Source organism: Streptomyces sp. NBC_00057, from assembly GCF_045041165.1.
GTDB lineage: Bacteria > Actinomycetota > Actinomycetes > Streptomycetales > Streptomycetaceae > Streptomyces.
Genome location: NZ_CP108256.1, coordinates 4,203,447 through 4,222,067, shown reverse-complemented (window position 1 = coordinate 4,222,067; position 18,621 = coordinate 4,203,447). Strand labels below are relative to the sequence as shown.

Sequence of the window (18,621 nt, the reverse complement as noted above, 5' to 3'; positions counted from 1 at the left end):
GGCGTCGCCTGGCTCGATCCGACCGGCTTCGAGCGTACGTCTGGTTCTTCTTCGATCCGGCCCGTGGAGCCTCTGGGCCCCGGCCGCACGGCGTGCCCGCCGAGGCGTCAGACCAACCAGCGGCCGTCGCGCATCAGCTCGCGGTCGGGCAGCTCGTTCACCTCGCGCCAGGCCTGGATGCGGCGTGGGGAGATGCGGAACCAGCGCTACGGTGTGGCCGGCGCAATGGGGTCTCCCCTGCTCGAACGAAGTTGAGAGCTTGGGGAAGGGGCGAAGCCGGTGCGCGCGGCGAACCGGTCACCCGCTGCTGCCGGCAACGCGTCGATCTCGAGGACCTCGACTTCGCCCTCGATCATGGACACGTCGCGGGTGTGGCCCAGCCCCGGTCGAACGGTTCGGGTGGCGGCCAGGTTTCCCGCCGGTCGGGCTGTCCGTCGGCGTGGCCATCAGCAGCGACGCGCCGTCCCAGCCGACGGACAGCGGTACCAGGTACGGCGCACCGTCCGCCGAGGCACTGGCCACCCAGGCATCGGTGTCGTGGGTGAGCCGATGCTCGGTGTCGCGACGACCGTCGATCGTGGGAGCGGGGGGCGGCAGTCATCGGTCCTGGAGCAGCCCGAGGACGTTGCCGTCGGGGTCGGTGACGGTGGCCACCAGGCGGCCGCCACCGACGTCGTGTGCGGGCTCCTTCACGGTGGCACCCGCGGCGGTCACCTCGGCCAGCTTTGCCTCGAGGTCCGGCACGTGCCAGTAGGCCACCGGTGAGATCATGCCCTGCTGTCCACCGCCCGGCACCAGCCCGATGTGCTGGCCCGCGGCCTCGAAGCCGACGTAGTAGGACTCGTCGGTCTGCGGCGGTACGCCGAGCAGGGCGGCGTACACCTCCTTGGCCCTCGCCAGGTCGGAAACGGGATGCAGCACGGTCTTGATTCCCTGAGTGGAAGAGCCGGTCATGGTCACTCCTGAAGTCGTGGGTCCGGTCGGGATTGTCTGGCTCGGAGACGAACGGGATGTGCTGAATTCGCCAGCCCGATCGCTTCGGTCGTGGATTTCGCCGTCGGCCGTTCGCCTTGACCGAGCCCCGCCCGCAAGAGAAGGCGGACCACCCAGACTGCCTCCGGGCGGTTGCGACAGAGGGCCAGGGGGGCATCCGGGTCGTCGTGCGGGAGGAAGCTCGCGTGAAGGGCGATGTCCATGGCAGTCACGCTAGCTGCGGCCCGGGGGCCGGCGCTTCTCGAATCCTGATCGGTCCGGTCACCTGTTCCGCGACACACGACGGGATCCCCACGTCGCGCGCGTCGTGTGCCGCCGACAGACGCCGACGGCACACCGACCAGCGCGGTGAAGCGACCACTGAAGGTGCCCGGCGACGAGCAGCCGACCGCGATACGGACCTTGGTGCACCCCTCGGTGGATGACCCGCCCCGCTGAAGGTGAGGCAGGGCAGCGCTCCGACCTGAGGTGTCTCGTCGTGATCCCTTGGGCTTGTGGGCGAGGAAGAAGGCCTGTCGGCCTTGCCGGGGCTTCTCGCTCTCGGTCGGGTTCGCGGATCAACCGGGCGTCCATGACGAGGCCGGCCTTGCTCATCAGGCCGGCGACGTGATCAGGAGACATCCATTGAAGTGCTCTCCCGGCTGAAGCCGGGAGATTCCTGCTTACCTTGCGGCAGCGGGCTTGACGCGCTTCGCGCGCCTGACGACTGCCCTCCCGGCAGCCGGGATGAGCGCGAGGCCCATCCGGTACAGGTGCAAGACGTTCCGGGCTGCGTTGTGGTCGGCATTGCCCGACCAGCCACAGTCCGGGTTCTTGCACACGAACACGGCCTGGCTCTCCCGGTTGCCGGGCGTGGTGAAGCCGCACGCTGAGCAGCGTTGGGAGGTGCCGGGGGCGGGGACCTTGTGCAGGGTGCCGCCGAGCCGGGCGGTCTTGTACGTCAGCATGGTGACCGTGCGGCCCCATGCCTCCCCGCTGATGGAGCGGTTCAGCCCGGACTTCTGGGCAACGTTCTTCCCTGGCTCCTCGATGGTTCCCCTGGCCGACTTGACCATGTTCGTGATGGTGAGTGCTTCGACCACGACGGTGCCGTAGGTGCGGGCGATGGGCACGGTGATGCCCACGTCGATGCCGACGTCCGGCCCCTGGTGGGGCTCGGGCTTGACCTCAACGCTCTGGACACGGAAGGCGATGTGCCAGCCGAGCGCGTCCTTGACCAGCCGTGCCCCGGTGATCCGGTTCTCCGCGCCTGCACGCTTGCCCACGGGCAGGTCTTTGGTCCACCGGAAGCGGACCCGGCCCACCTTGGGAAGGTTGACCATGCCCCAGCGGCGGTGCACGCGCACGATGTTCAGGTCCCGGCCCTGAGGGACGTCCACGGACATCACCGTGCGGAACCGGCCCTTGAAGTTCGGGGCGTCGGCGCGGCCCTCCCAGCAGTTCTTCCACGCCTGGAAGTACGTCTTGAGTACCGCTTGCGCGGCCTGCGCGGGAAGGACAGCAAGGAAGTCGATGTCCTTGCGGGCCTGTCGTACGGCGGCATCCGCGTGTCCGAGAGTCCGCTTTTCCTTCGGCATCATCTGCCACCAGGCGTGCAGCAGGTTCCACATGGTGCGGGCCGCGTGCGCCTGGCCATCAGTCCTCAACACCTCGGCAGGCGACAGCGCAAGCCGGGCACGATGCCCGAACTGCCGCTTGACCACGGTGTCTTGACTCACGATCGAGACCATAGCATTGGTTTATGTCACCGCGCTGGAACCCTAATTCCGATGTCAGAACCGGTCGCCATGTTGTCTACAACCTGCATGTTCATTTGGTTTTTGTCACGAAGTACCGGCGGAAGGCGTTCACCGACGCCATGCTGACCCGCACCGAAGAGATCATGCGGGAGGTCTGCGCCGACTTCGAGGCCGAGCTGAAACAGTTCAACGGCGAACAGGACCACGTCCACCTGCTCGTGCACTACCCGCCGAAGGTGCAGCTCTCCAAACTGGTCAACTCCCTCAAGGGCGTCAGCTCCCGCAGGCTCCGCCAGGAGTACAACGCACATGTCCGCCGGTACCTGTGGGGCGGACACTTCTGGTCCGGCTCCTACTTCGCCGGATCCTGCGGCGGAGCACCCCTGACCGTCGTCAAGCAGTACATCGAAAACCAGCAGCGTCCCGTCTGACCTCACCCCGGAGGCGCAGAGCACTCCGGCGCTCTGCGCCTCCGGGCCAAGGATGGCCTTCACCCCCGCCCTGAAGGGCGGAGCACTGGCCAAGATCAGAGGTAGACGTCGAGCGAGAGCTCGTGGCCGTATGCCTGGTCCAGGTGCCGACGCTGGTCCCCGACCTTGAATGCCAATAGCATGTGGCCGCCCGGGGCCGGCACCCGGTGACACTCCGCGAACACGGTCGGCAGCAGCTCCGGTGGGGTGTGGACGGTTGAGTACCAGGCGACGATGCCGCCGAGAACGTCGTCCTCCAGGTCCAGCGCGGTCATCGATCCTTCGTCGAACCGAAGACCAGGGTGCGTCCGACGGGCGACCGCGATCATCTCCGGTGACAGGTCGATGCCGAATGCGTCCACTCCGAGTGAGCGGAGGTGGGCCGTGATGCGGCCGGGGCCGCAGCCGAGGTCGGCGACTCCCCCCGGATCGCCGGCATCGCCGTACGCGGTGCGTCACCGCTTCGGGAGGAGCTTGTCCGTCCACAGCGGACGACAAAAGGCAAAGGCAAGGAGGTGTTACCCACTCCTTGCCACTCTCAAGATATAGCGCACCGGGGGGCTTGCGGCAAGGCCCGGGTCGTGCCGCAGAATCGTCGGCCTGGGCCAGAACCTGCGGAAATCAGGGATTCGCGAAGTACGCGTGCTGTTGTCGACATGTGGGTCACGCGGGACGTCGAACCGCCGGTGGGACTCGCGGTGCGGTTGCGGGGACTCGGCGCGGAGGTGCGGGTGTGCGTGCCGCCGGACTGCGCGGAGCAGCTGGCCGAAATCCAATCTCGTTTGAATGGGCGTTCTGATGATTGACGTGATCGTGGTCGGCGGCGGACCGACCGGCTTGATGCTGGCCGCCGAGTTGCGGCTGGCCGGAGTGCACGTGGTCGTGCTGGAGAAGTTGACCGAGCCGACCGGGGAGTCCCGCGGGCGCGGCCTGCACGCACGCAGCGTCGAGATGATGGACCAGCGCGGCCTGCTGGACCGGTTCCTCGCGGTCAGTGAGAAGTTCCAGGTCGGTGGTCTCTTCGGCGGCATCATGAAGCCGTGGCCGGACCGGTTGGACACGGCGCACCCGTACGGCCTCTCCACCCTGCAGCCGGCCACCGAGCGGCTGCTCAACGAGCGTGCGCTCGAACTCGGTGCCGAGATCCGGCGCGGCTGCGAAGTGGTCGGGTTGAGTCAGGACGAAGACGGGGCCGGGGTGACCGTCGAGCTGGCGGACGGCACGCATCTGCGCTCGCGCTACCTCGTCGGGTGCGACGGCGGCCGCAGTGCGGTGCGCAAGCTGCTCGGCGTCGGTTTCCCCGGCGAGCCCGCCAAGGTCGAGACGCTGCTGGGCGACATGGAGATGACCGAGGATCCGGTGACGGTTGACGCCATCGTCGCGGAAGTCCGCAAGACCCAAATGCGGTTCGGCATCATTCCCAACGGGGACGGGACGTACCGCGTCATCGTGCCCGCCGACGGCGTGGCCGAGGACCGTGCGGCCGCGCCGACGCTCGAGGAGTTCAAGGAGCGGCTGCGGGCGGTCGCGGGCACCGACTTCGGCGTGCACTCGCCGCGCTGGCTGTCCCGGTTCGGCGACGCCACCCGGCAGGCCGAGCGCTACCGGGTCGGCCGGGTGCTGCTGGCCGGCGACGCGGCGCACATCCACCCGCCGACCGGCGGGCAGGGGCTCAACCTCGGCGTGCAGGACGCGTTCAACCTGGGCTGGAAGCTGGCCGCCGCGGTCAACGGCTGGGCGCCGGAGGGGCTGCTGGACAGCTACCACGCCGAACGGCACCCGGTGGGCGCCCGCGTGCTGGACAACACCCGCGCGCAGATCACGCTGCTGGGGACCGATCCGGGTGCGACCGCGCTGCGGGAGCTGTTCTCCAAGCTGATGGACTTCGAGGAGGTGAACCGGTACGTGACCGGGATGATCACTGCGGTCGGGGTCCGCTACGACTTCGGCGAGGGGCATGAACTGCTCGGCCGGCGGATGCGGGACGTGAAGCTGAAGCGGGGGCGCCTCTACGAGCTGATGCACGGCGGCCGCGGACTGCTGCTCGACCGGACCGGCCGGCTCTCGGTGGCGGGCTGGGCAGATCGGGTCGACCACGTCGTCGACGTCAGCGAGGAACTGGACGTGCCCGCGGCGCTGCTGCGGCCGGACGGCCACGTGGCGTGGGTCGGTGAAGATCAGCAGGATCTGCTCAGCCGGCTGCCCAAGTGGTTCGGCGCTGCCGTCGGCTGAGCGCGCAGTTGTGACCCGAAAGGGTGGGCCGTGGTGATCGCGTGAGGCGGGACACGACAGGTGTCCTGCACATACGACACCTATGGTCCTGTCCCAGACAATTGTGGAGTGAGCTCTGACCTGCGATGCCTACGGTTGAGTGGGACGAACGCTCCCTTTTCGCTCAACCGTAGGCAGCCGCCTCTGGGGTGTGCATCGCGAAAGTCCACCGATCGGCCCGGCGTTCCTGGTGGGGTGAGCCTGCGGGATCCCACTGGGCCCGGGCGTGCCGGTGCGCTGGCTTGCACCTGCGCCTGCACCTGCTCATGCGATTGGGCCCGGCGCAGCTATTGCAGCACCGCCAATTGCCTGGTGGAGTGTCAGCGCCCTGCGAGGTTTGCGAGCAGCTCGGCGGCGGGCTTCGGGCGGACGAGCCAGCGCAGGTGGCTCCCCTCGAGTGTCCGAACCTCAAAGGGGTTGTCGGGTGTGAGCGTGTTGGCTTCGCGGATCATGCGGTCCTGCATGACGAGCGGAATGCTGGCATCGTCGGCCAGGCGCACATAGGTCTTGGGAATCCGACCCCAGGTCGTGGCCTGTGCCCGGTCGGTAGACGTACCGACATCCAGGTTCTCATCGGGTTGGAAGGTGTTCAGGAACGTCCGGAACTCATCGTCGGTGAGGTCAGCGCAGAGGGCTTGCCTGAACGCGGCGAGCGTCGTCGGGTCAGCGGTTCGGAAGTTGGTCCGGATCAGACCGAGCTCGATCGGGTTCCCGACGACCGCCGGAGCGAAGGCGCCCGGGTCGACTTCTGCCATCTCCGGCTCGGCGTAGTAGTCATTGACGTCCAGGCCGACCGGGCACCAGGCGGAGACGTAAGCGATCCGGTCGATCAGCTCAGGCCGGGTGTTGCCGGCCGCGGTGATCGTGATGCCACCCCTGCTGTGGCCGACGAGGATGGTGGGCCCGTTCTGCTTCGCCCGTTCGAGGACTTCGATCACGCGGGCGGCATTGTCGGCGAGCGTGACTCCCTTGATGCTCCCCGGTTCCGCGGCGAGTGCGTTCAGATCCTGAGGAGCCTGGTAGGCCGCGGGGAAGGTTGCCTCGAACCCGTGCCCCGGAAGGTCGACCGCAACCGAGCGGTGCCCGAGCAAGGCGAGCTCGGCCTGCAGCGGCGCGAACGAGAACGAATTCGCGAAGGCCCCATGAACAAAAACGAATGTCGGCAGATTCTGCATGCCTCAGCCTCCAACAGAACGATGTTCGGAGCAAGATCGAGGGTTCAAGAGGGCTTCGTTGAAGGGGTGTCGGCATCGGGAAGCGGCGGTGGAATTCGGCGATGGCCTGAGCGACAAGGAGGAGGTCGTCGTTGATGGCCGCCTGTTTCCATGTTTCCGGTAGCCGGCCGGCGAGCGCACGTTCGCCAACGGCTGCGAAGCCGTGCCCGTCACCAGCGGATCGAAGTCCAGCAGCATCAAGTGGTCGCGCTCCAGCCACGACTCATGGCCCACATGCCCACCGCAGGTCGCCGACCAGTACCAGCCGCACCAGTTGCCCTGACCACGAAACGCCGGGAACCGGAGCCCGACACGCGGGTGCAGCTGACGCCGGATCTTCGCCGACAACGGGGTGATGTCGGCCGGCTCGTTCAACGCGAGTCAAAACGACGTACTTGGCTGTGGCCTCGACGAGCGAGTTGAACTTGCCACGGATCCACGGGCCCGCGGCGGCGCGGGGCTTGTACTCTTCCGCACCGACAACTTCACGGCAGGAGCTGTCCTGGAGGTGGCCGACCGCCTCCTCGACATCGCGCACGAGACCCACGCAGAACAGACCCTGACACAGCTCGCCCTTCGAGCCCGGGACATCCACGCCGGCCTCGGTTACACCTACCGCCGAGGAGCCGGAACCTCGTTCCCTCTCCAGGTGGCTCTCTACGTCCACCGCCGCCGCGGCAAGGACATGACCGAGATCACCGAAGCGGAAGCAGCCCGGAATCGACAACTGCGGCGAGCGGACTCAAATGTCCTGTCGCAGCGTAATTGGCGGGATCCACGATGCTGACCTGCGCTGTTGCCATGCCGTTTGAGGATCTCGGGCTCACTGTTCTCAAGCGATATGGCATTCGCGGAAGAGGACCCGTCCTTACCGGTCCTGGTCGACGGGGATGTCGCCGAGCCGAACGCTGAGCTGGGCACCCAGTTCCTGGAACCCCAGAGCTACAGCCACACGCTGTGATGGATAGAGCCGTGCTCTCCACTGCGGCAGCAACCTGGCATCGAGGGCATGGGCCACTGCTGCGGACGCCACGGCCCGGGCCAGGCGCCGGCCCCGATGGTGCGGGGCAACCAGCACACTCAGCTGGGCCACCGACCGCGGCCAGGACCGATACCCGGCCGCGGCTACTACCTCATCGCCCCGGCGAAGACAGAACGCGGGAGAAGAGATGTCCTCCAGACCGCTCTCGCCGACCTCCTCCTCCCCGGTCAGAGCCAGCAGCGCGGCCAGGCCGCCGTCGCCGATCGGCAACTGCTCCACCCCGGTACCTTCATGCGCAGGAAGAAAGCCGTCCCGGCCGAGATAGAAGAGCGAAGCCGGCCCGAGGACATCGAGAACAGGCAGCACCGCACGCAAACGAGCGATGTCGACGAGCTCTTTGTGGGTCATCTTCCGCGCAGCGTCGTCCACCATCCTGGCAGCCCGCACGCTTGGCGCAGGGACGATGGCAGCGTCACCGATCCGTACGATCCCGGTCCACGACGGCGGAGACAACCGCGACCTGGGCGCGACCACAACCTTTGCCCCTTCTGAGGGACAGAACTCGACCGGTGTGTCCGCCAGCTCCACCCACAGCTCCCGGGCTCGAACGAGCAAGAGATCGTCAGCCATGGACGCATCCTGACGCCTCTGCAGCCAGAGCGCGACCGGTTTCCTCCCGGACGGACAGCCCGTACCGCAGAACTTGGCCCAGCCGTGATCCATTGAGAATCCGCCACGTCGCGTGAGATGTCACGAGAATCTGCCAACTTGCATGAGACAGGACATCAAACGAGTCGGTGACAGAGACCTAGCTCAGGTGACAACTGTCGCGTCTCATTGAGTCTGCTCCGGCGTCAGGCCCCTGACCAGGTCGGAGCAGTTTCGTTGAGACTGGCGGGGCCGGGCGTGATTCATCCGATCTGCTTCATCCTGCAGCTTTACTCGTCGCGTCTCGCTGAATCTGCTCCATTGAGAACGGACACCTGTCGTGCTCAGTCACAGAGGGCCGTGCGAGTGGTGTGGCGCACTTTTGCAAGCAGGTGCTTGCAAAAGTTAGCAAGGGTGGCGCACCATCGACGTATGGCATCACTCAACGTCGGCAATCTCGGTGAGTATCTGCGCGAGCAGCGGCGCAATGCGCAGTTGTCGCTGCGGCAGCTCGCCGATGCCGCCGGGGTGTCCAATCCCTACCTCAGCCAGATCGAGCGCGGGCTGCGCAAGCCGAGCGCCGAGGTGTTGCAGCAGGTCGCCAAGGCGCTGCGGATCTCCGCCGAGACCCTTTACGTACGGGCCGGGATTCTGGATGAGCGGGAGCGGGAGGAGCTGGAGACGCGGGCGGTGATCCTGGCCGATCCGTCCATAAACGAGCGGCAGAAGAACGTTCTGCTGCAGATCTACGACTCCTTCCGCAAGGAGAACGGGTTCGAGCCCGGACCGGAATCCGGCGCCGAAGCCGGATCGGCGACCGGCGGCGAGTCCGGATCGGGGGCCGGTGCGGACGGCCGCCCCGGTGCCGACGGCCCCCGTACGGCCGGCGGCAGTGATGCCGACACAGCTTCAAAGCCTTCAAAACCCTCACACTGAGTCTGATGATCCGGGAGGACCACAGTCATGGCCATCACCGATGACCTGCGCAAGACCCTCACCGACCCGACCCCCCTCTACTTCGCCGCCGGTACGGCCGACATCGCCGTCGAGCAGGCGCGCAAGGTCCCGGCGCTGATCGAGCAGCTGCGTGCAGAGGCGCCGGAGCGTATCGAGGCCGTGCGCAACACCGACCCCAAGGCCGTGCAGGAGAAGGTGACCTCGCAGGCCAAGGAGGCGCAGGCCACTGTGCAGGCCAAGGTCACCGAGGTGATCGGGTCGTTCGACAGCGATCTGCGGAAGCTGGGCGAGAGCGCCCAGGACCTGGCGCTGCGCAGTCTGGGCGTGGCGGCGGAGTACGCGGTGCGGGCCCGGGAGACGTACGAGAAGGTCGCCGAGCGCGGCGAGCAGACCGTGAAGACCTGGCGTGGTGAGACGGCCGACGAGATCGTCGAGATCGCCGTCGTCGTCGAGCCGCGCAAGGAGTCCAAGCCGACGGGCACCGCGAAGACGGAGCCTGCCGCCAAGCCGGGGCCGGCAAAGGCGTCGCCCGCCCCGAAGACCGTCAAGCCGGAGAGCAAGACCCCGGCCGCGCCCGCCAAGAAGGCGCCCCCGCACAAGCCCGCCGCGAAGAAGACCACTCCGCCGACCGCGAAGTAGGGCCTCGACGCCACAGCCGGAGTGTGTACCGGGGCACGGGGCGGGCATCTTTCGGGGTGCCCGGCGCGTTGTCCCGGTACCTTGGCCGCGAGGCGCTCATCCACTTATTAGGCGGTGCACACCATGTTGCTCACAGGATTCAGCACATTCGTCTGGCTGCTCTACATGGTCATGCTCGTCCTGGCCGTGGTCGCACTGTTCCTGGCCGCGAAGGCCCGTGAGGACGCCTACCGGGCCGCGGACAAGCAGAAGAAGTCCTTCTGGCTGATCATCCTCGGTATCACCGTCGCCGTGAATCTCTTCGTGCCGATGCTGTTCCTGCAGCTTGCGGGCGCGGTCGCGTCCATCGTCTTCCTGGTGGACGTACGGCCCGCACTGAGGGCGGTCTCGGGTGGCGGCGGCCGGCGCGGTGGCTCCAGCAGCGACGGGCCGTACGGGCCCTACAACGGCGGGCGCTGAGCGTTCGCAGAGTTTGCGGGGGCCATGGGTGATGCCGGTTCGGGGCGGGGGCGCGGGATGCTCCGGCCCCGGTTGGCGTTCGGGCCCGGTCGGCGGATGTGTTCCTGGTCGCGGCTGAGCAGCAGGACCGCGACGTCGTCGGTCAGTTCGCCGCCATTCAGCTCCCGCACCTGGGTGACCGCGGCCTCCAGCAGATCCTCGCCGGTGAGCCCCTGAGCCAGCTGGCGGTTGATCATCGCGACCATGCCGTCCTGGCCGAGCCGCTGAGTGCCGTTCGGCCCCACGCGTCCCTCGATCAGCCCGTCCGTGTACATCATCAGGCTCCAGGAGCCGCCGAGATCCACCTGACGGCAAGGCCATGGGGTATCCCCTGCTCGAAGAGCTTGGGGAAGGGCGTTACGCGGCAGCAGACCCAGAGCCGGGCCGCCGTTCTCGTACGGGAGAAGCTGCGCGGCCTGTCCGTGCCGGGCGATCAGCGGGGCGGGGTGGCCCGCCAGGCAGAGGCCGGCGCGCCGGCCGTCGGGGGTGATGTCGACGGTGCAGAGCGTCGCGAAGATCTCCTCGCTCTCCCGCTCGTGCTCCAGGACCTGCTGGAGCGTGGAGAGCAGTTCGTCGCCGCAGAGCCCGGCCAGTGTCAACGCCCGCCACGCGATGCGCAGTTCGGCGCCGAGCGCCGCTTCGTCCGGGCCGTGCCCGCAGACGTCGCCGATCATCGCGTGGACGGTGCCGTCGGGCGTACGGACCGTGTCGTAGAAGTCCCCGCCGAGCAGTGCACGGCTGCGCCCGGGGCGGTAGCGGGCCGCGAAGCGCAGATCGGAGCCTTCGAGCAGCGGGGTGGGGAGCAGGCCGCGTTCGAGGCGGGCGTTCTCCTGGGCGCGCAGCCGGGACTCGGTGAGCTGGTGATGGGCGACGTCGGCGCGCTTGCGTTCGACGGCGTAACGGATGGCGCGGCTGAGCAGCCGTCCGTCGAGTTCGCTGCGGAAGAGGTAGTCCTGGGCGCCGACCCGTACCGCCTCGGCGGCCAGCTCGGCGTCGTCCTCCGCCGTGAGGGCGAGGACGGCGTGGCGCGGGGCGATCCGCAGGACGTGCTTGAGGGCGGCGAGCTCGTCGGCCCCTTCGGCGGGGGCGGAGCGGGCCTCGCTGCCGGTCGGCAGGGCCAGATCCAGCAGGATGCAGTCCACGTCGTCCGTGAGGAGCCGGCCCGCCTCGGTCAGGTTGCGGGCGGTGCGGATACGGACCCGCGTGCCGGCTGCGGCCGGGAGCTCGGGGACGGTGAAGGTGCCCGCCGGGTCGTCCTCGATCACCAGCAGGGTCAGGTCGGCGCCGTGGGAGGTCTCCGCAGCGGAAACGGCGCGCTGCTGCGGTACGGGTACGGGCATCGGTTCGGGTTTCCTTCCCTCCCCCCGAGGGCGCGGCGGAACGACGATCGACGACCCGCCAGACGGGGACCATAGCGGTACGCGGTGGGGGAACGGAATGGCGTTCCGTCATCGCCCGCTGTCATATGCACCGCCATAAGCCGCGTCAGGCCACGGATCCGGCGAGATGTGTGGGGGTGGGGTGAGCGCCTGGGCATGACAAAGGTCACGCGGGATGGTGGGGGGTGGGTGGTGCGGGTCACTCCCGTCGGGGTGCGGGGTGCCGGGGGGTGTGGGCGTGCCGTGGGGCGTCCCCGGCGGGCGCTTTGTCCTCGATCGCCGGACGGGCTTGATCTGCCCGTCCGGCGAGTGCCCGCTACTTGTCCGGGCGGACCACGCCGAGGATCTGCATCGAGCCCGCGCCCGCCAGTGTGACGTTCCGGCCGGGGCGGGGGGCGTGGATGATGGCGCCGTCGCCGATGTACATGCCCACGTGGCTGGCGTCGCCGTGGTAGATGATCAGGTCGCCGGGGCGCATGTCCTTGATGGCGATGTGGGGCAGCAGCCGCCACTGCTCCTGCGAGGTGCGCGGGATCGGCCGGCCCGCCGCCGCCCAGGCCTGTGACGTCAGACCGGAGCAGTCGTACGAACGGGGGCCCTCGGCCCCCCAGACGTACGGCTTGCCGATCTGCGCGGTCGCGAAGGCCACCGCCTCCTTGCCGCTCGCACTCGCCTCGCGGTTGATGTCCTTCAGGGCGCCGGAGCTGAGCCAGGCCGTCTGCAGCTTGTACTCGGCCTCCTGCTCCAGCTTGAGCAGGCGAGCCCGCTCCTTCTTCTCCAGCCGGTCTTCCAGCTTCTTCGCTGCGGCGATCTGCGCGTTGATCTTCTTCTTGGCCTCGGCCTGCTTGAGACGGCCGGCTTCGAGCTTCTCCCAGTTGGTGCTCGCGTCCTGGGTGTAGGTCTCCAGGTCCTGCTGGGTCCTGGTCAGTTCACCGAGGACGCCCTGGGCGGCCTGCTGGCCCTCCCTGACCCGGTTCACCCCGTCGAGGAACAGCTGCGGGTCGTCGCTGAGCATCAGCTGGGCGCCGGGCGGCAGTCCGCCGGTGCGGTACTGCTCGCGGGCCTGGGCGCCCGCCTGGTTCTTGAGCTCGGCGATCTTCGACTGGCCCACGACGATGGCCCTCGCCAGCTTCACGATCTCGCCCGACTGCTTGTTGGCCCGCTCCTCGGCGAGGTTGTACGCGTCGGTGGCCGCCCCGGCCTTGCGGTAGAGGGCGTCGATCTCCTCGCGTACCTCTTCGAGGCTCTTCTTCGGCGTCTTCGACCCGGAGTCGGACCGGGTGTCGGGCTGCGTTATCGAGGGGGAGGGGGGTGCGGGCGCGGCGAAAGCCTGGACCGGCGCGGTGAGTACGGTCAGCGCACAGACCAGAGTGATCGCGGCTGCGGCAGCGTGACGTCGGTTCACGGGATCCCCCTCCGAATGAATCTGATTTACCGTCAGTAACTTCCTACCGGTGACGAGATCGTGCCATGCCGTACCGAAAAGCAACAGAGGTGCACACCTGCTGTCCTGACGGTCACACGGGTCGACCGAAGTCCCGGGGATCGCTCCCCACCGTCCTGACGAACGATGCCCTGTCCGCGTTCCCGCACGCCTCCCCGGACGCGGGCGCGCCGGGTCTGTTCAGTACGCGTCGGGCTGTCGGTCGGGCTGGAGGGCGGTCCACTTCACCGTGACTTCGCCCTGGCGCCACCGCCGTACCCCGTCCGTCAGCGGCCAGTCACCCGACAGTGCCCGCACCGCCGTGATCCAGCGCTGCCGGGCACCCAGTGACGCGTACGGGGCTGCCGCGGCCCACGCCCGGTCGAAGTCCCGCAGGAACGCATGGATCGGTTCGCCCGGCACATTGCGGTGGATCAGCGCCTTGGGGAGGCGTTCCGCGAGGTCGGAGGGGCGTTCCAGGGAGGCGAGTCGGGTCGCGAACGTCACCGTGCGCGGGCCCTCCGGGCCGAGCGCCACCCATACGTGCCGGCGCCCGATCTCGTCGCAGGTGCCCTCCACCAACAGCCCGCCCGGCGCGAGGCGCGCGCACAGCCGCTGCCAGACCGCGGCGACCTCACCCTCGTCGTACTGACGCAGCACATTCGCCGCCCGGATGAGATCGGGGCGCTCGGGGAGCGGGATCTCGAAGCCGCCGTGCAGAAAGGTGAGGCCCTCGCGTTCGTACGGTTTTGCCGCCGCGACCCGCTCCGGGTCGATCTCGATGCCGACCACCGTCGTGCGCGGCTCGGCGGTACGCAGGCGCTGCAGCAACTCGACGGCGGTCCAGGGGGCGGCGCCGTACCCGAGGTCGACGGCGACAGGGGTGTCGGCGCGGCGCAGGGCCGGGCCGTGGGTGGCGGCGATCCAGCGGTCCATGCGGCGGAGCCGGTTCGGATTGGTGGTCCCGCGGGTCGCGGTGCCGATGGGGCGCATGACAGCGAGCGTAACGATCTCACGGGGGCGGGAGGCGGCGCGGGTGCCCGGCCCCGGTCCGGCCCGGTGGGCGGCGCGGGTGCCCGGCCCCGGTCCGGCCCGGTGGGCGGCCCCCTCACTGCAATGATTTGGTAAAGCGGAAATGAAAGGAGAGATTCCGCTGTTGCAGCCCCCGAAGGGGCTCAGGTCCCTTCGGTGACATGCCCCGAGTGAGGAGGACCGGACGACGTGAGTCAGTACGTCTCCCGGCTCGGCAGCAGCCGTGTCGCGCCGCGCCTCAGGTTCCCCGCCGCCTTCCCCGGCGGTCACCGCAAACCTCGCCGCATCGCGATGCTCTCCGTGCACACCTCGCCCCTGCATCAGCCGGGCACGGGTGATGCAGGCGGCATGAACGTCTACATCGTGGAGCTGGCCAAGCGCCTTGCCGCGATCAATATCGAGGTCGAGATCTTCACCCGGTCCACCACCGGCGCGCTGCCCCCGACGGTCGAGCTGGCGCCCGGTGTCCTGGTCCGGCACGTCGACGCGGGGCCGTACGAGGGTCTGGCCAAGGAGGAGCTGCCCGCCCAGCTCTGTGCCTTCACGCACGGCGTCATGCAGGCCTGGGCCGGCCAGCGCCCCGGCTACTACGACCTGGTCCACTCCCACTACTGGCTCTCCGGTCATGTCGGCTGGCTCGCCGCCCAGCGCTGGGGCGTCCCGCTCGTCCACGCCATGCACACCATGGCGAAGGTCAAGAACGCGTCGCTCGCGGAGGGCGACACCCCCGAGCCCGCCGCCCGCGTCATCGGCGAGACCCAGATCGTCAGCGCGGCCGACCGGCTGATCGCGAACACCGCCGAGGAAGCGGACGAGCTCATCCGCTTCTACGAGGCCGATCCCGGGTCCGTCGCCGTCGTGCACCCCGGGGTCAACCTCGATCGCTTCCGCCCCGCCGACGGGCGCGCCGCGGCCCGGGCGCGCCTCGGACTGCCGAAGGACGCCCTGATTCCGCTTTTCGCGGGCCGCATCCAGCCGCTGAAGGCCCCGGACGTGCTGCTGCGGGCCGTCGCCGTCCTGCTGGATCGCGACCCCTCGCTGCGTCGCCGGATGGTCGTACCGGTCGTCGGCGGCCCGAGCGGCAGCGGGCTCGCCAAACCGGAGGGGCTGCAGAAGCTGGCGGCACGGCTGGGCATCGCCGATGTCGTACGGTTCCAGCCGCCGGTCGGGCAGGATCAGCTCGCCGACTGGTTCCGGGCCGCGTCCGTGCTGGTCATGCCCTCGTACAGCGAGTCCTTCGGCCTGGTCGCCATCGAGGCCCAGGCGGCGGGCACCCCGGTCGTCGCGGCGGCCGTGGGCGGTCTTCCGGTGGCGGTGCGGGACGGGGTCAGCGGCTTCCTGATACCCGGGCACGACCCGCAGGCGTACGCGCAGGCGTTGGGCCGGTTCGCCGAGGCGCCGGAGCTGGTGGCCCGAATGGGTGCGGCGGCCGCCGCGCACGCCCGGGGTTTCGGCTGGGACACCGCCGCGTCCGCGACCGCCGACGTGTACACGGCCGCGATGCACGAACATCGCCGTCGCGTACGCTCGCACCATGGCTGACGTACCCGATGAAGCGGTGACGACGCAGGTTGCGCAGATCATCGAGGCGACCCTGAAGGACGCCGAGCTCGAATGGGAGAGCCCCGAACCCGGCAGCTACGTCGTCAAGCTGCCCGGCACGCGGAAGCTGTCCACCACCTGCTCGCTGCGCGTCGGCAAGCACTCGCTCTCTCTCAACGCCTTCGTCGTCCGTCACCCGGACGAGAACGACGCGGCGGTGCACCGCTGGCTGCTGGAGCGCAACCTCCGCCTCTTCGGCGTGAGTTACGCGATCGACCAGCTCGGTGACATCTATCTGGTCGGCAAGCTGCCGCTCTCCGTGGTCACCCCGCAGGAGCTGGACCGGCTGCTCGGCACGGTCGTCGAAGCGGCCGACGGCTCGTTCAACACCTTGCTGGAGCTGGGCTTCGCGAGCGCGATCCGCAAGGAGTACGAGTGGCGGGTGGCGCGCGGCGAGTCCACGCGGAACCTGGATGCGTTCACGCATCTGACCCAACGCCCCGCCGGCTGACCTTCCGTTGCTGCTGATGCGGATCGACGGGCTCGCCCCGTACAGCGCCACGGTCGGCGTCGGCGAGGTGACGGAGTTCGACCAGACCGACGTCCTCGACTTCACCGGCGATCTGCACGCCCGGCTGGAGGCGTACGGCACGCCGGAGGCGGTGTGGCCGCCGAACCTCCACGCGGCGCAGCGGGCACTGGCCGGCTGACGGGGCGGGCGCTGCGGGCCGGTGGTCAGTCCCGTGCCCGCAGCGCCGACTCCACGTCCCCCAGAGCCGATTCGAGCTGCGGGCCGACTTCCTTCCACGTCCAGTCGAGGTGCTCCTGGGGAGCGCGGCGCGGAACGGTCTCCACCAGCATGATCAGGTAGAGGTAGCAGCGGTAGAGCGCGAGCCGCAGCCGCACGGACGCGTCGAACACCAACGGCTGCCCGCTCCCGCTTCCGTACCCGGCGAGGAAGTCCTCGTCCTCCTCCATGTTCGCGAACAGGGCGAGCGATACGAAGTCGGCGACCGGGTCGCCCCAGAACATCCGCTCACCGTCGATGATCCCGCCGATGGTGCACGTGCCGGGCTCCCCGTCGACGAGCAGGTTGCCCTGCCACAGGTCGAAGTGGACCAGGGCGGGCCGGGTGACGTCGTCGAGAACGGGCGAGGCGGCGGTGATCAGCGCGCGGATATCGGCTGTAGAGCGAGGCAGCCGGGCGCGGTAGGTGTCCGCGTCGGCGAGTACGGCGTCCGTCATCGCCGTGAACGCCTGCCGCCAGGTCGGGGCCAACGGGCCCAACGCCCGGGCCGGATAGCCGAATCCACCGGGGCCCGTGACGGAGTGCAGCCGGGCGACGATCCGCCCCAGCTCGTTCCTGAGCCGGCGCTCCTCGTCGTCGGACAGGACGCGGTCGCCCGCGGCGCCGGCGATGTCGTGCCAGGGCCGACCCGGGCAGGCCGACATGATCACGTACGGGCCGGTCGGGGCGTCCGGGTCGAGTTCGCTGTGCAGGACGCGGGGTACTGCCGCCGACTCGCCCGCGCAGGTGTAGAACTCGACCTCGTTGACCAGCAGATCGCGTTCGTAACTCATCAGGGTTCCGTCGGTCGGGGGCGGCGGTATCTTCACCACCCAGTCGCTGCCGTCGATGAGAGTCACCCGGGTGACAGCGTTGAACGTGCCTCCGACGAGGGGTGCGACTGTGGCGATCAGGTCCTTTGTCACGCCAACGGACCGGAGAACGGCTGCGGTTGTGTCATCTGACTGCATGGGGTGAATTGCCCTCTGTGTTGGTATTCGATCCGGATTGCGGCGACGGACAGCGCTTTCACAGAATGATCACGGCGCCATCACGATCACATCCCGTGCCCTGGTTGATTGATCGTCAAACCAACTGCCGCTCATAGAGTGAGCAAAACACGAAGACCCAGCTCAGAGAGATGGACCGGACCATGCGATCCACCGCCATACGTCGTACCGCCGTTGCCGCCACTGTGGTGTCCCTGGCCCTGCTCGCCACCGCCTGCGGCGGCGGATCGGACTCCGGTTCCGCTGACAAGGGGGCGGATGCCAAGGGCAAGGATTCCGCCGCCGCGAAGCCGGCCGCCAAGGCGCTGACCGCCGCCGAGCTGGAGAAGGCGGCGCTGGCCCAGGGCGACGTCAAGGGGCACAAGATCTCCAAGACCGCGGCCAAGGACGTGATCTCCGGCGACGACATCAAGGTCGAGAAGGAGGTCTGCGCCCCGCTCGTCGACGCGCTGATGGGGGCGCAGGTCGGTGAGCCCGCGGCGTTCACCAAGCGGACGGTCGTCAGCGAGCCCAAGAAGGGCGGCCAGGACGGCGCGGACGCCGAAGAGGCGTTCAAGGCAGCGTTCGACATCACGACGACGCAGCTGGCCCTCGGCTCGTACGACGGCAAGGGCGCGGAGGAGTCGGTCGCCTCGCTGCGCACCGCCGCCACCGACTGCGCAGGCGGGTTCGACTTCACGGCCGCCGGTGAGAAGCAGAAGGTCAGCAAGATCACCGAGGAGCAGGTCAAGGGCGGCGAGGAAGCGGTCGCCTGGACGGTGCAGCTGGAACAGGACGGCGAGAAGGTCCAGTTGAAGCTGGTGGCCCTGCGTCAGGGCCCCACGTTCGCCTCGTTCTCCTCGATGAACCTGGCCGCGATGGGCGGGGGCGAGGACTTCGAGCTGCCGACCGCGGTGGTCGAGGCTCAGGCCGCGAAGCTGGCGTAAGGGGCGGGGCGCGGCTCTGAGCGTCCCTCGTGGCGGCGGTCCTGCGCCAGTTGGCCGACGCCGTGTCCGTGGAACAGGTGGTGAGGCGCGACCGCTCGGGCGCCCGAGGAA

The 18,621-nt window shown here is 68.9% G+C and carries 17 protein-coding genes and 4 pseudogenes; 11 read left to right on the top strand and 10 right to left on the bottom strand.

Going from position 1 to position 18,621, the window contains the following annotated elements:
- Positions 1-107 precede the first annotated feature (107 nt).
- From OG953_RS19755 to OG953_RS19745, 3 genes and pseudogenes are all read right to left on the bottom strand, one after another.
- A pseudogene (locus OG953_RS19755) lies at positions 108-597 on the bottom strand (pyridoxamine 5'-phosphate oxidase family protein).
- On the bottom strand, positions 598-954 hold the full coding sequence (locus OG953_RS19750) for a VOC family protein (RefSeq protein ID WP_405685809.1): 357 nt from the start codon (positions 952-954) through the stop codon (positions 598-600). It lies immediately after the preceding pseudogene.
- 701 nt (positions 955-1,655) lie between these two features.
- Complete coding sequence (locus OG953_RS19745; RefSeq protein WP_405685807.1) at positions 1,656-2,711, bottom strand: RNA-guided endonuclease InsQ/TnpB family protein; 1,056 nt, start codon at positions 2,709-2,711, stop codon at positions 1,656-1,658.
- Positions 2,712-2,734: 23 nt separating this feature from the next.
- Here OG953_RS19745 and tnpA point away from each other — a divergent pair, with 23 nt between their 5' ends.
- Positions 2,735-3,163, top strand: coding sequence for an IS200/IS605 family transposase (tnpA, locus tag OG953_RS19740; protein WP_405685806.1), 429 nt, complete (start codon positions 2,735-2,737; stop codon positions 3,161-3,163).
- Positions 3,164-3,264: 101 nt separating this feature from the next.
- Here the strand turns inward: tnpA and OG953_RS19735 are convergent.
- Positions 3,265-3,633: pseudogene (locus OG953_RS19735) on the bottom strand (class I SAM-dependent methyltransferase); the annotation flags it as partial.
- 211 nt (positions 3,634-3,844) lie between these two features.
- On the opposite strand from OG953_RS19735, the pseudogene OG953_RS19730 reads away from it, so the two are divergent.
- A pseudogene (locus OG953_RS19730) lies at positions 3,845-3,972 on the top strand (glycosyltransferase); the annotation flags it as partial.
- Positions 3,973-4,000: 28 nt separating this feature from the next.
- Entirely contained in the window at positions 4,001-5,434 is a 1,434-nt protein-coding gene (rox, locus tag OG953_RS19725; RefSeq protein ID WP_405685804.1) for a rifampin monooxygenase, read from the top strand.
- A gap of 359 nt (positions 5,435-5,793) precedes the next feature.
- On the opposite strand, the gene OG953_RS19720 is transcribed toward rox, so the two are convergent.
- Positions 5,794-6,648, bottom strand: a complete 855-nt coding sequence (locus OG953_RS19720; protein WP_405685802.1) for an alpha/beta fold hydrolase — start codon at positions 6,646-6,648, stop codon at positions 5,794-5,796.
- 547 nt (positions 6,649-7,195) lie between these two features.
- Here OG953_RS19720 and OG953_RS19715 point away from each other — a divergent pair.
- Positions 7,196-7,474, top strand: coding sequence for a hypothetical protein (locus OG953_RS19715; protein ID WP_405685800.1), 279 nt, complete (start codon positions 7,196-7,198; stop codon positions 7,472-7,474).
- Between the two features lie 81 nt (positions 7,475-7,555).
- Here the strand turns inward: OG953_RS19715 and OG953_RS19710 are convergent, their stop codons facing one another.
- Entirely contained in the window at positions 7,556-8,077 is a 522-nt protein-coding gene (locus OG953_RS19710; protein WP_405685798.1) for a GNAT family N-acetyltransferase, read from the bottom strand.
- Positions 8,078-8,749: 672 nt separating this feature from the next.
- Between OG953_RS19710 and OG953_RS19705 the strand changes: the two genes are divergently transcribed.
- The 3 genes from OG953_RS19705 to OG953_RS19695 all read left to right on the top strand — a co-directional run bounded on the left by OG953_RS19705 (position 8,750) and on the right by OG953_RS19695 (position 10,372).
- Positions 8,750-9,253, top strand: a complete 504-nt coding sequence (locus OG953_RS19705) for a helix-turn-helix domain-containing protein (protein WP_405685796.1) — start codon at positions 8,750-8,752, stop codon at positions 9,251-9,253.
- A 27-nt stretch (positions 9,254-9,280) separates the two neighbouring features.
- The gene (locus OG953_RS19700; protein ID WP_405685795.1) at positions 9,281-9,913 is read left to right on the top strand and encodes a hypothetical protein; all 633 of its coding nucleotides are present in this window, start codon (positions 9,281-9,283) and stop codon (positions 9,911-9,913) included.
- Positions 9,914-10,036: 123 nt separating this feature from the next.
- Positions 10,037-10,372, top strand: a complete 336-nt coding sequence (locus OG953_RS19695; protein ID WP_405685793.1) for a DUF2516 family protein — start codon at positions 10,037-10,039, stop codon at positions 10,370-10,372.
- On the opposite strand, the gene OG953_RS19690 is transcribed toward OG953_RS19695, so the two are convergent.
- The 3 genes from OG953_RS19690 to OG953_RS19680 form a co-directional block, all read right to left on the bottom strand.
- Complete coding sequence (locus OG953_RS19690) at positions 10,354-11,751, bottom strand: PP2C family protein-serine/threonine phosphatase (RefSeq protein ID WP_405685792.1); 1,398 nt, start codon at positions 11,749-11,751, stop codon at positions 10,354-10,356. The two genes, OG953_RS19695 and OG953_RS19690, sit on opposite strands and share 19 nt — an antisense overlap.
- 355 nt (positions 11,752-12,106) lie before the next feature.
- Positions 12,107-13,195 (bottom strand): C40 family peptidase, encoded by a 1,089-nt coding sequence (locus OG953_RS19685; protein WP_405685791.1) that lies wholly within the window; start codon positions 13,193-13,195, stop codon positions 12,107-12,109.
- A 219-nt stretch (positions 13,196-13,414) separates the two neighbouring features.
- Positions 13,415-14,206, bottom strand: a complete 792-nt coding sequence (locus tag OG953_RS19680; protein ID WP_405685789.1) for a class I SAM-dependent methyltransferase — start codon at positions 14,204-14,206, stop codon at positions 13,415-13,417.
- 228 nt (positions 14,207-14,434) lie between these two features.
- Here OG953_RS19680 and mshA point away from each other — a divergent pair, with 228 nt between their 5' ends.
- The 3 genes and pseudogenes from mshA to OG953_RS19665 form a co-directional block, all read left to right on the top strand.
- Positions 14,435-15,787 carry a D-inositol-3-phosphate glycosyltransferase gene (gene mshA, locus OG953_RS19675; protein WP_405685788.1) on the top strand — a complete coding sequence of 451 codons (1,353 nt, stop codon included), beginning with the start codon at positions 14,435-14,437 and terminating at the stop codon, positions 15,785-15,787.
- Complete coding sequence (locus tag OG953_RS19670; RefSeq protein WP_405685786.1) at positions 15,780-16,298, top strand: YbjN domain-containing protein; 519 nt, start codon at positions 15,780-15,782, stop codon at positions 16,296-16,298. Before mshA ends, OG953_RS19670 begins: the two co-directional genes overlap by 8 nt.
- Positions 16,299-16,311: 13 nt before the next feature.
- A pseudogene (locus OG953_RS19665) lies at positions 16,312-16,497 on the top strand (hypothetical protein); the annotation flags it as partial.
- Between the two features lie 25 nt (positions 16,498-16,522).
- On the opposite strand, the gene OG953_RS19660 reads toward OG953_RS19665, so the two are convergent.
- Positions 16,523-17,545, bottom strand: a complete 1,023-nt coding sequence (locus OG953_RS19660) for a phosphotransferase family protein (RefSeq protein WP_405685785.1) — start codon at positions 17,543-17,545, stop codon at positions 16,523-16,525.
- A gap of 182 nt (positions 17,546-17,727) precedes the next feature.
- Between OG953_RS19660 and OG953_RS19655 the strand changes: the two genes are divergently transcribed.
- A complete protein-coding gene (locus OG953_RS19655) occupies positions 17,728-18,510 on the top strand; it encodes a hypothetical protein (protein ID WP_405685784.1) in 783 nt (260 codons plus the stop codon).
- Positions 18,511-18,621: the final 111 nt, after the last annotated feature.

Excerpts from the sequence above, each read along its gene's own strand:
- OG953_RS19705 (WP_405685796.1), top strand. The coding sequence starts at position 8,750 with ATGGCATCACTCAACGTCGGCAATCTCGGTGAGTATCTGCGCGAGCAG.
- rox (WP_405685804.1), top strand. The coding sequence starts at position 4,001 with ATGATTGACGTGATCGTGGTCGGCGGCGGACCGACCGGCTTGATGCTG.
- OG953_RS19690 (WP_405685792.1), bottom strand. The coding sequence starts at position 11,751 with ATGCCCGTACCCGTACCGCAGCAGCGCGCCGTTTCCGCTGCGGAGACC.
- OG953_RS19655 (WP_405685784.1), top strand. The coding sequence starts at position 17,728 with ATGCGATCCACCGCCATACGTCGTACCGCCGTTGCCGCCACTGTGGTG.
- OG953_RS19680 (WP_405685789.1), bottom strand. The coding sequence starts at position 14,206 with ATGCGCCCCATCGGCACCGCGACCCGCGGGACCACCAATCCGAACCGG.
- OG953_RS19660 (WP_405685785.1), bottom strand. The coding sequence starts at position 17,545 with ATGCAGTCAGATGACACAACCGCAGCCGTTCTCCGGTCCGTTGGCGTG.
- OG953_RS19750 (WP_405685809.1), bottom strand. The coding sequence starts at position 954 with ATGACCGGCTCTTCCACTCAGGGAATCAAGACCGTGCTGCATCCCGTT.
- tnpA (WP_405685806.1), top strand. The coding sequence starts at position 2,735 with ATGTCACCGCGCTGGAACCCTAATTCCGATGTCAGAACCGGTCGCCAT.
- OG953_RS19700 (WP_405685795.1), top strand. The coding sequence starts at position 9,281 with ATGGCCATCACCGATGACCTGCGCAAGACCCTCACCGACCCGACCCCC.
- OG953_RS19720 (WP_405685802.1), bottom strand. The coding sequence starts at position 6,648 with ATGCAGAATCTGCCGACATTCGTTTTTGTTCATGGGGCCTTCGCGAAT.
- OG953_RS19695 (WP_405685793.1), top strand. The coding sequence starts at position 10,037 with ATGTTGCTCACAGGATTCAGCACATTCGTCTGGCTGCTCTACATGGTC.
- OG953_RS19670 (WP_405685786.1), top strand. The coding sequence starts at position 15,780 with ATGGCTGACGTACCCGATGAAGCGGTGACGACGCAGGTTGCGCAGATC.
- OG953_RS19710 (WP_405685798.1), bottom strand. The coding sequence starts at position 8,077 with ATGACCCACAAAGAGCTCGTCGACATCGCTCGTTTGCGTGCGGTGCTG.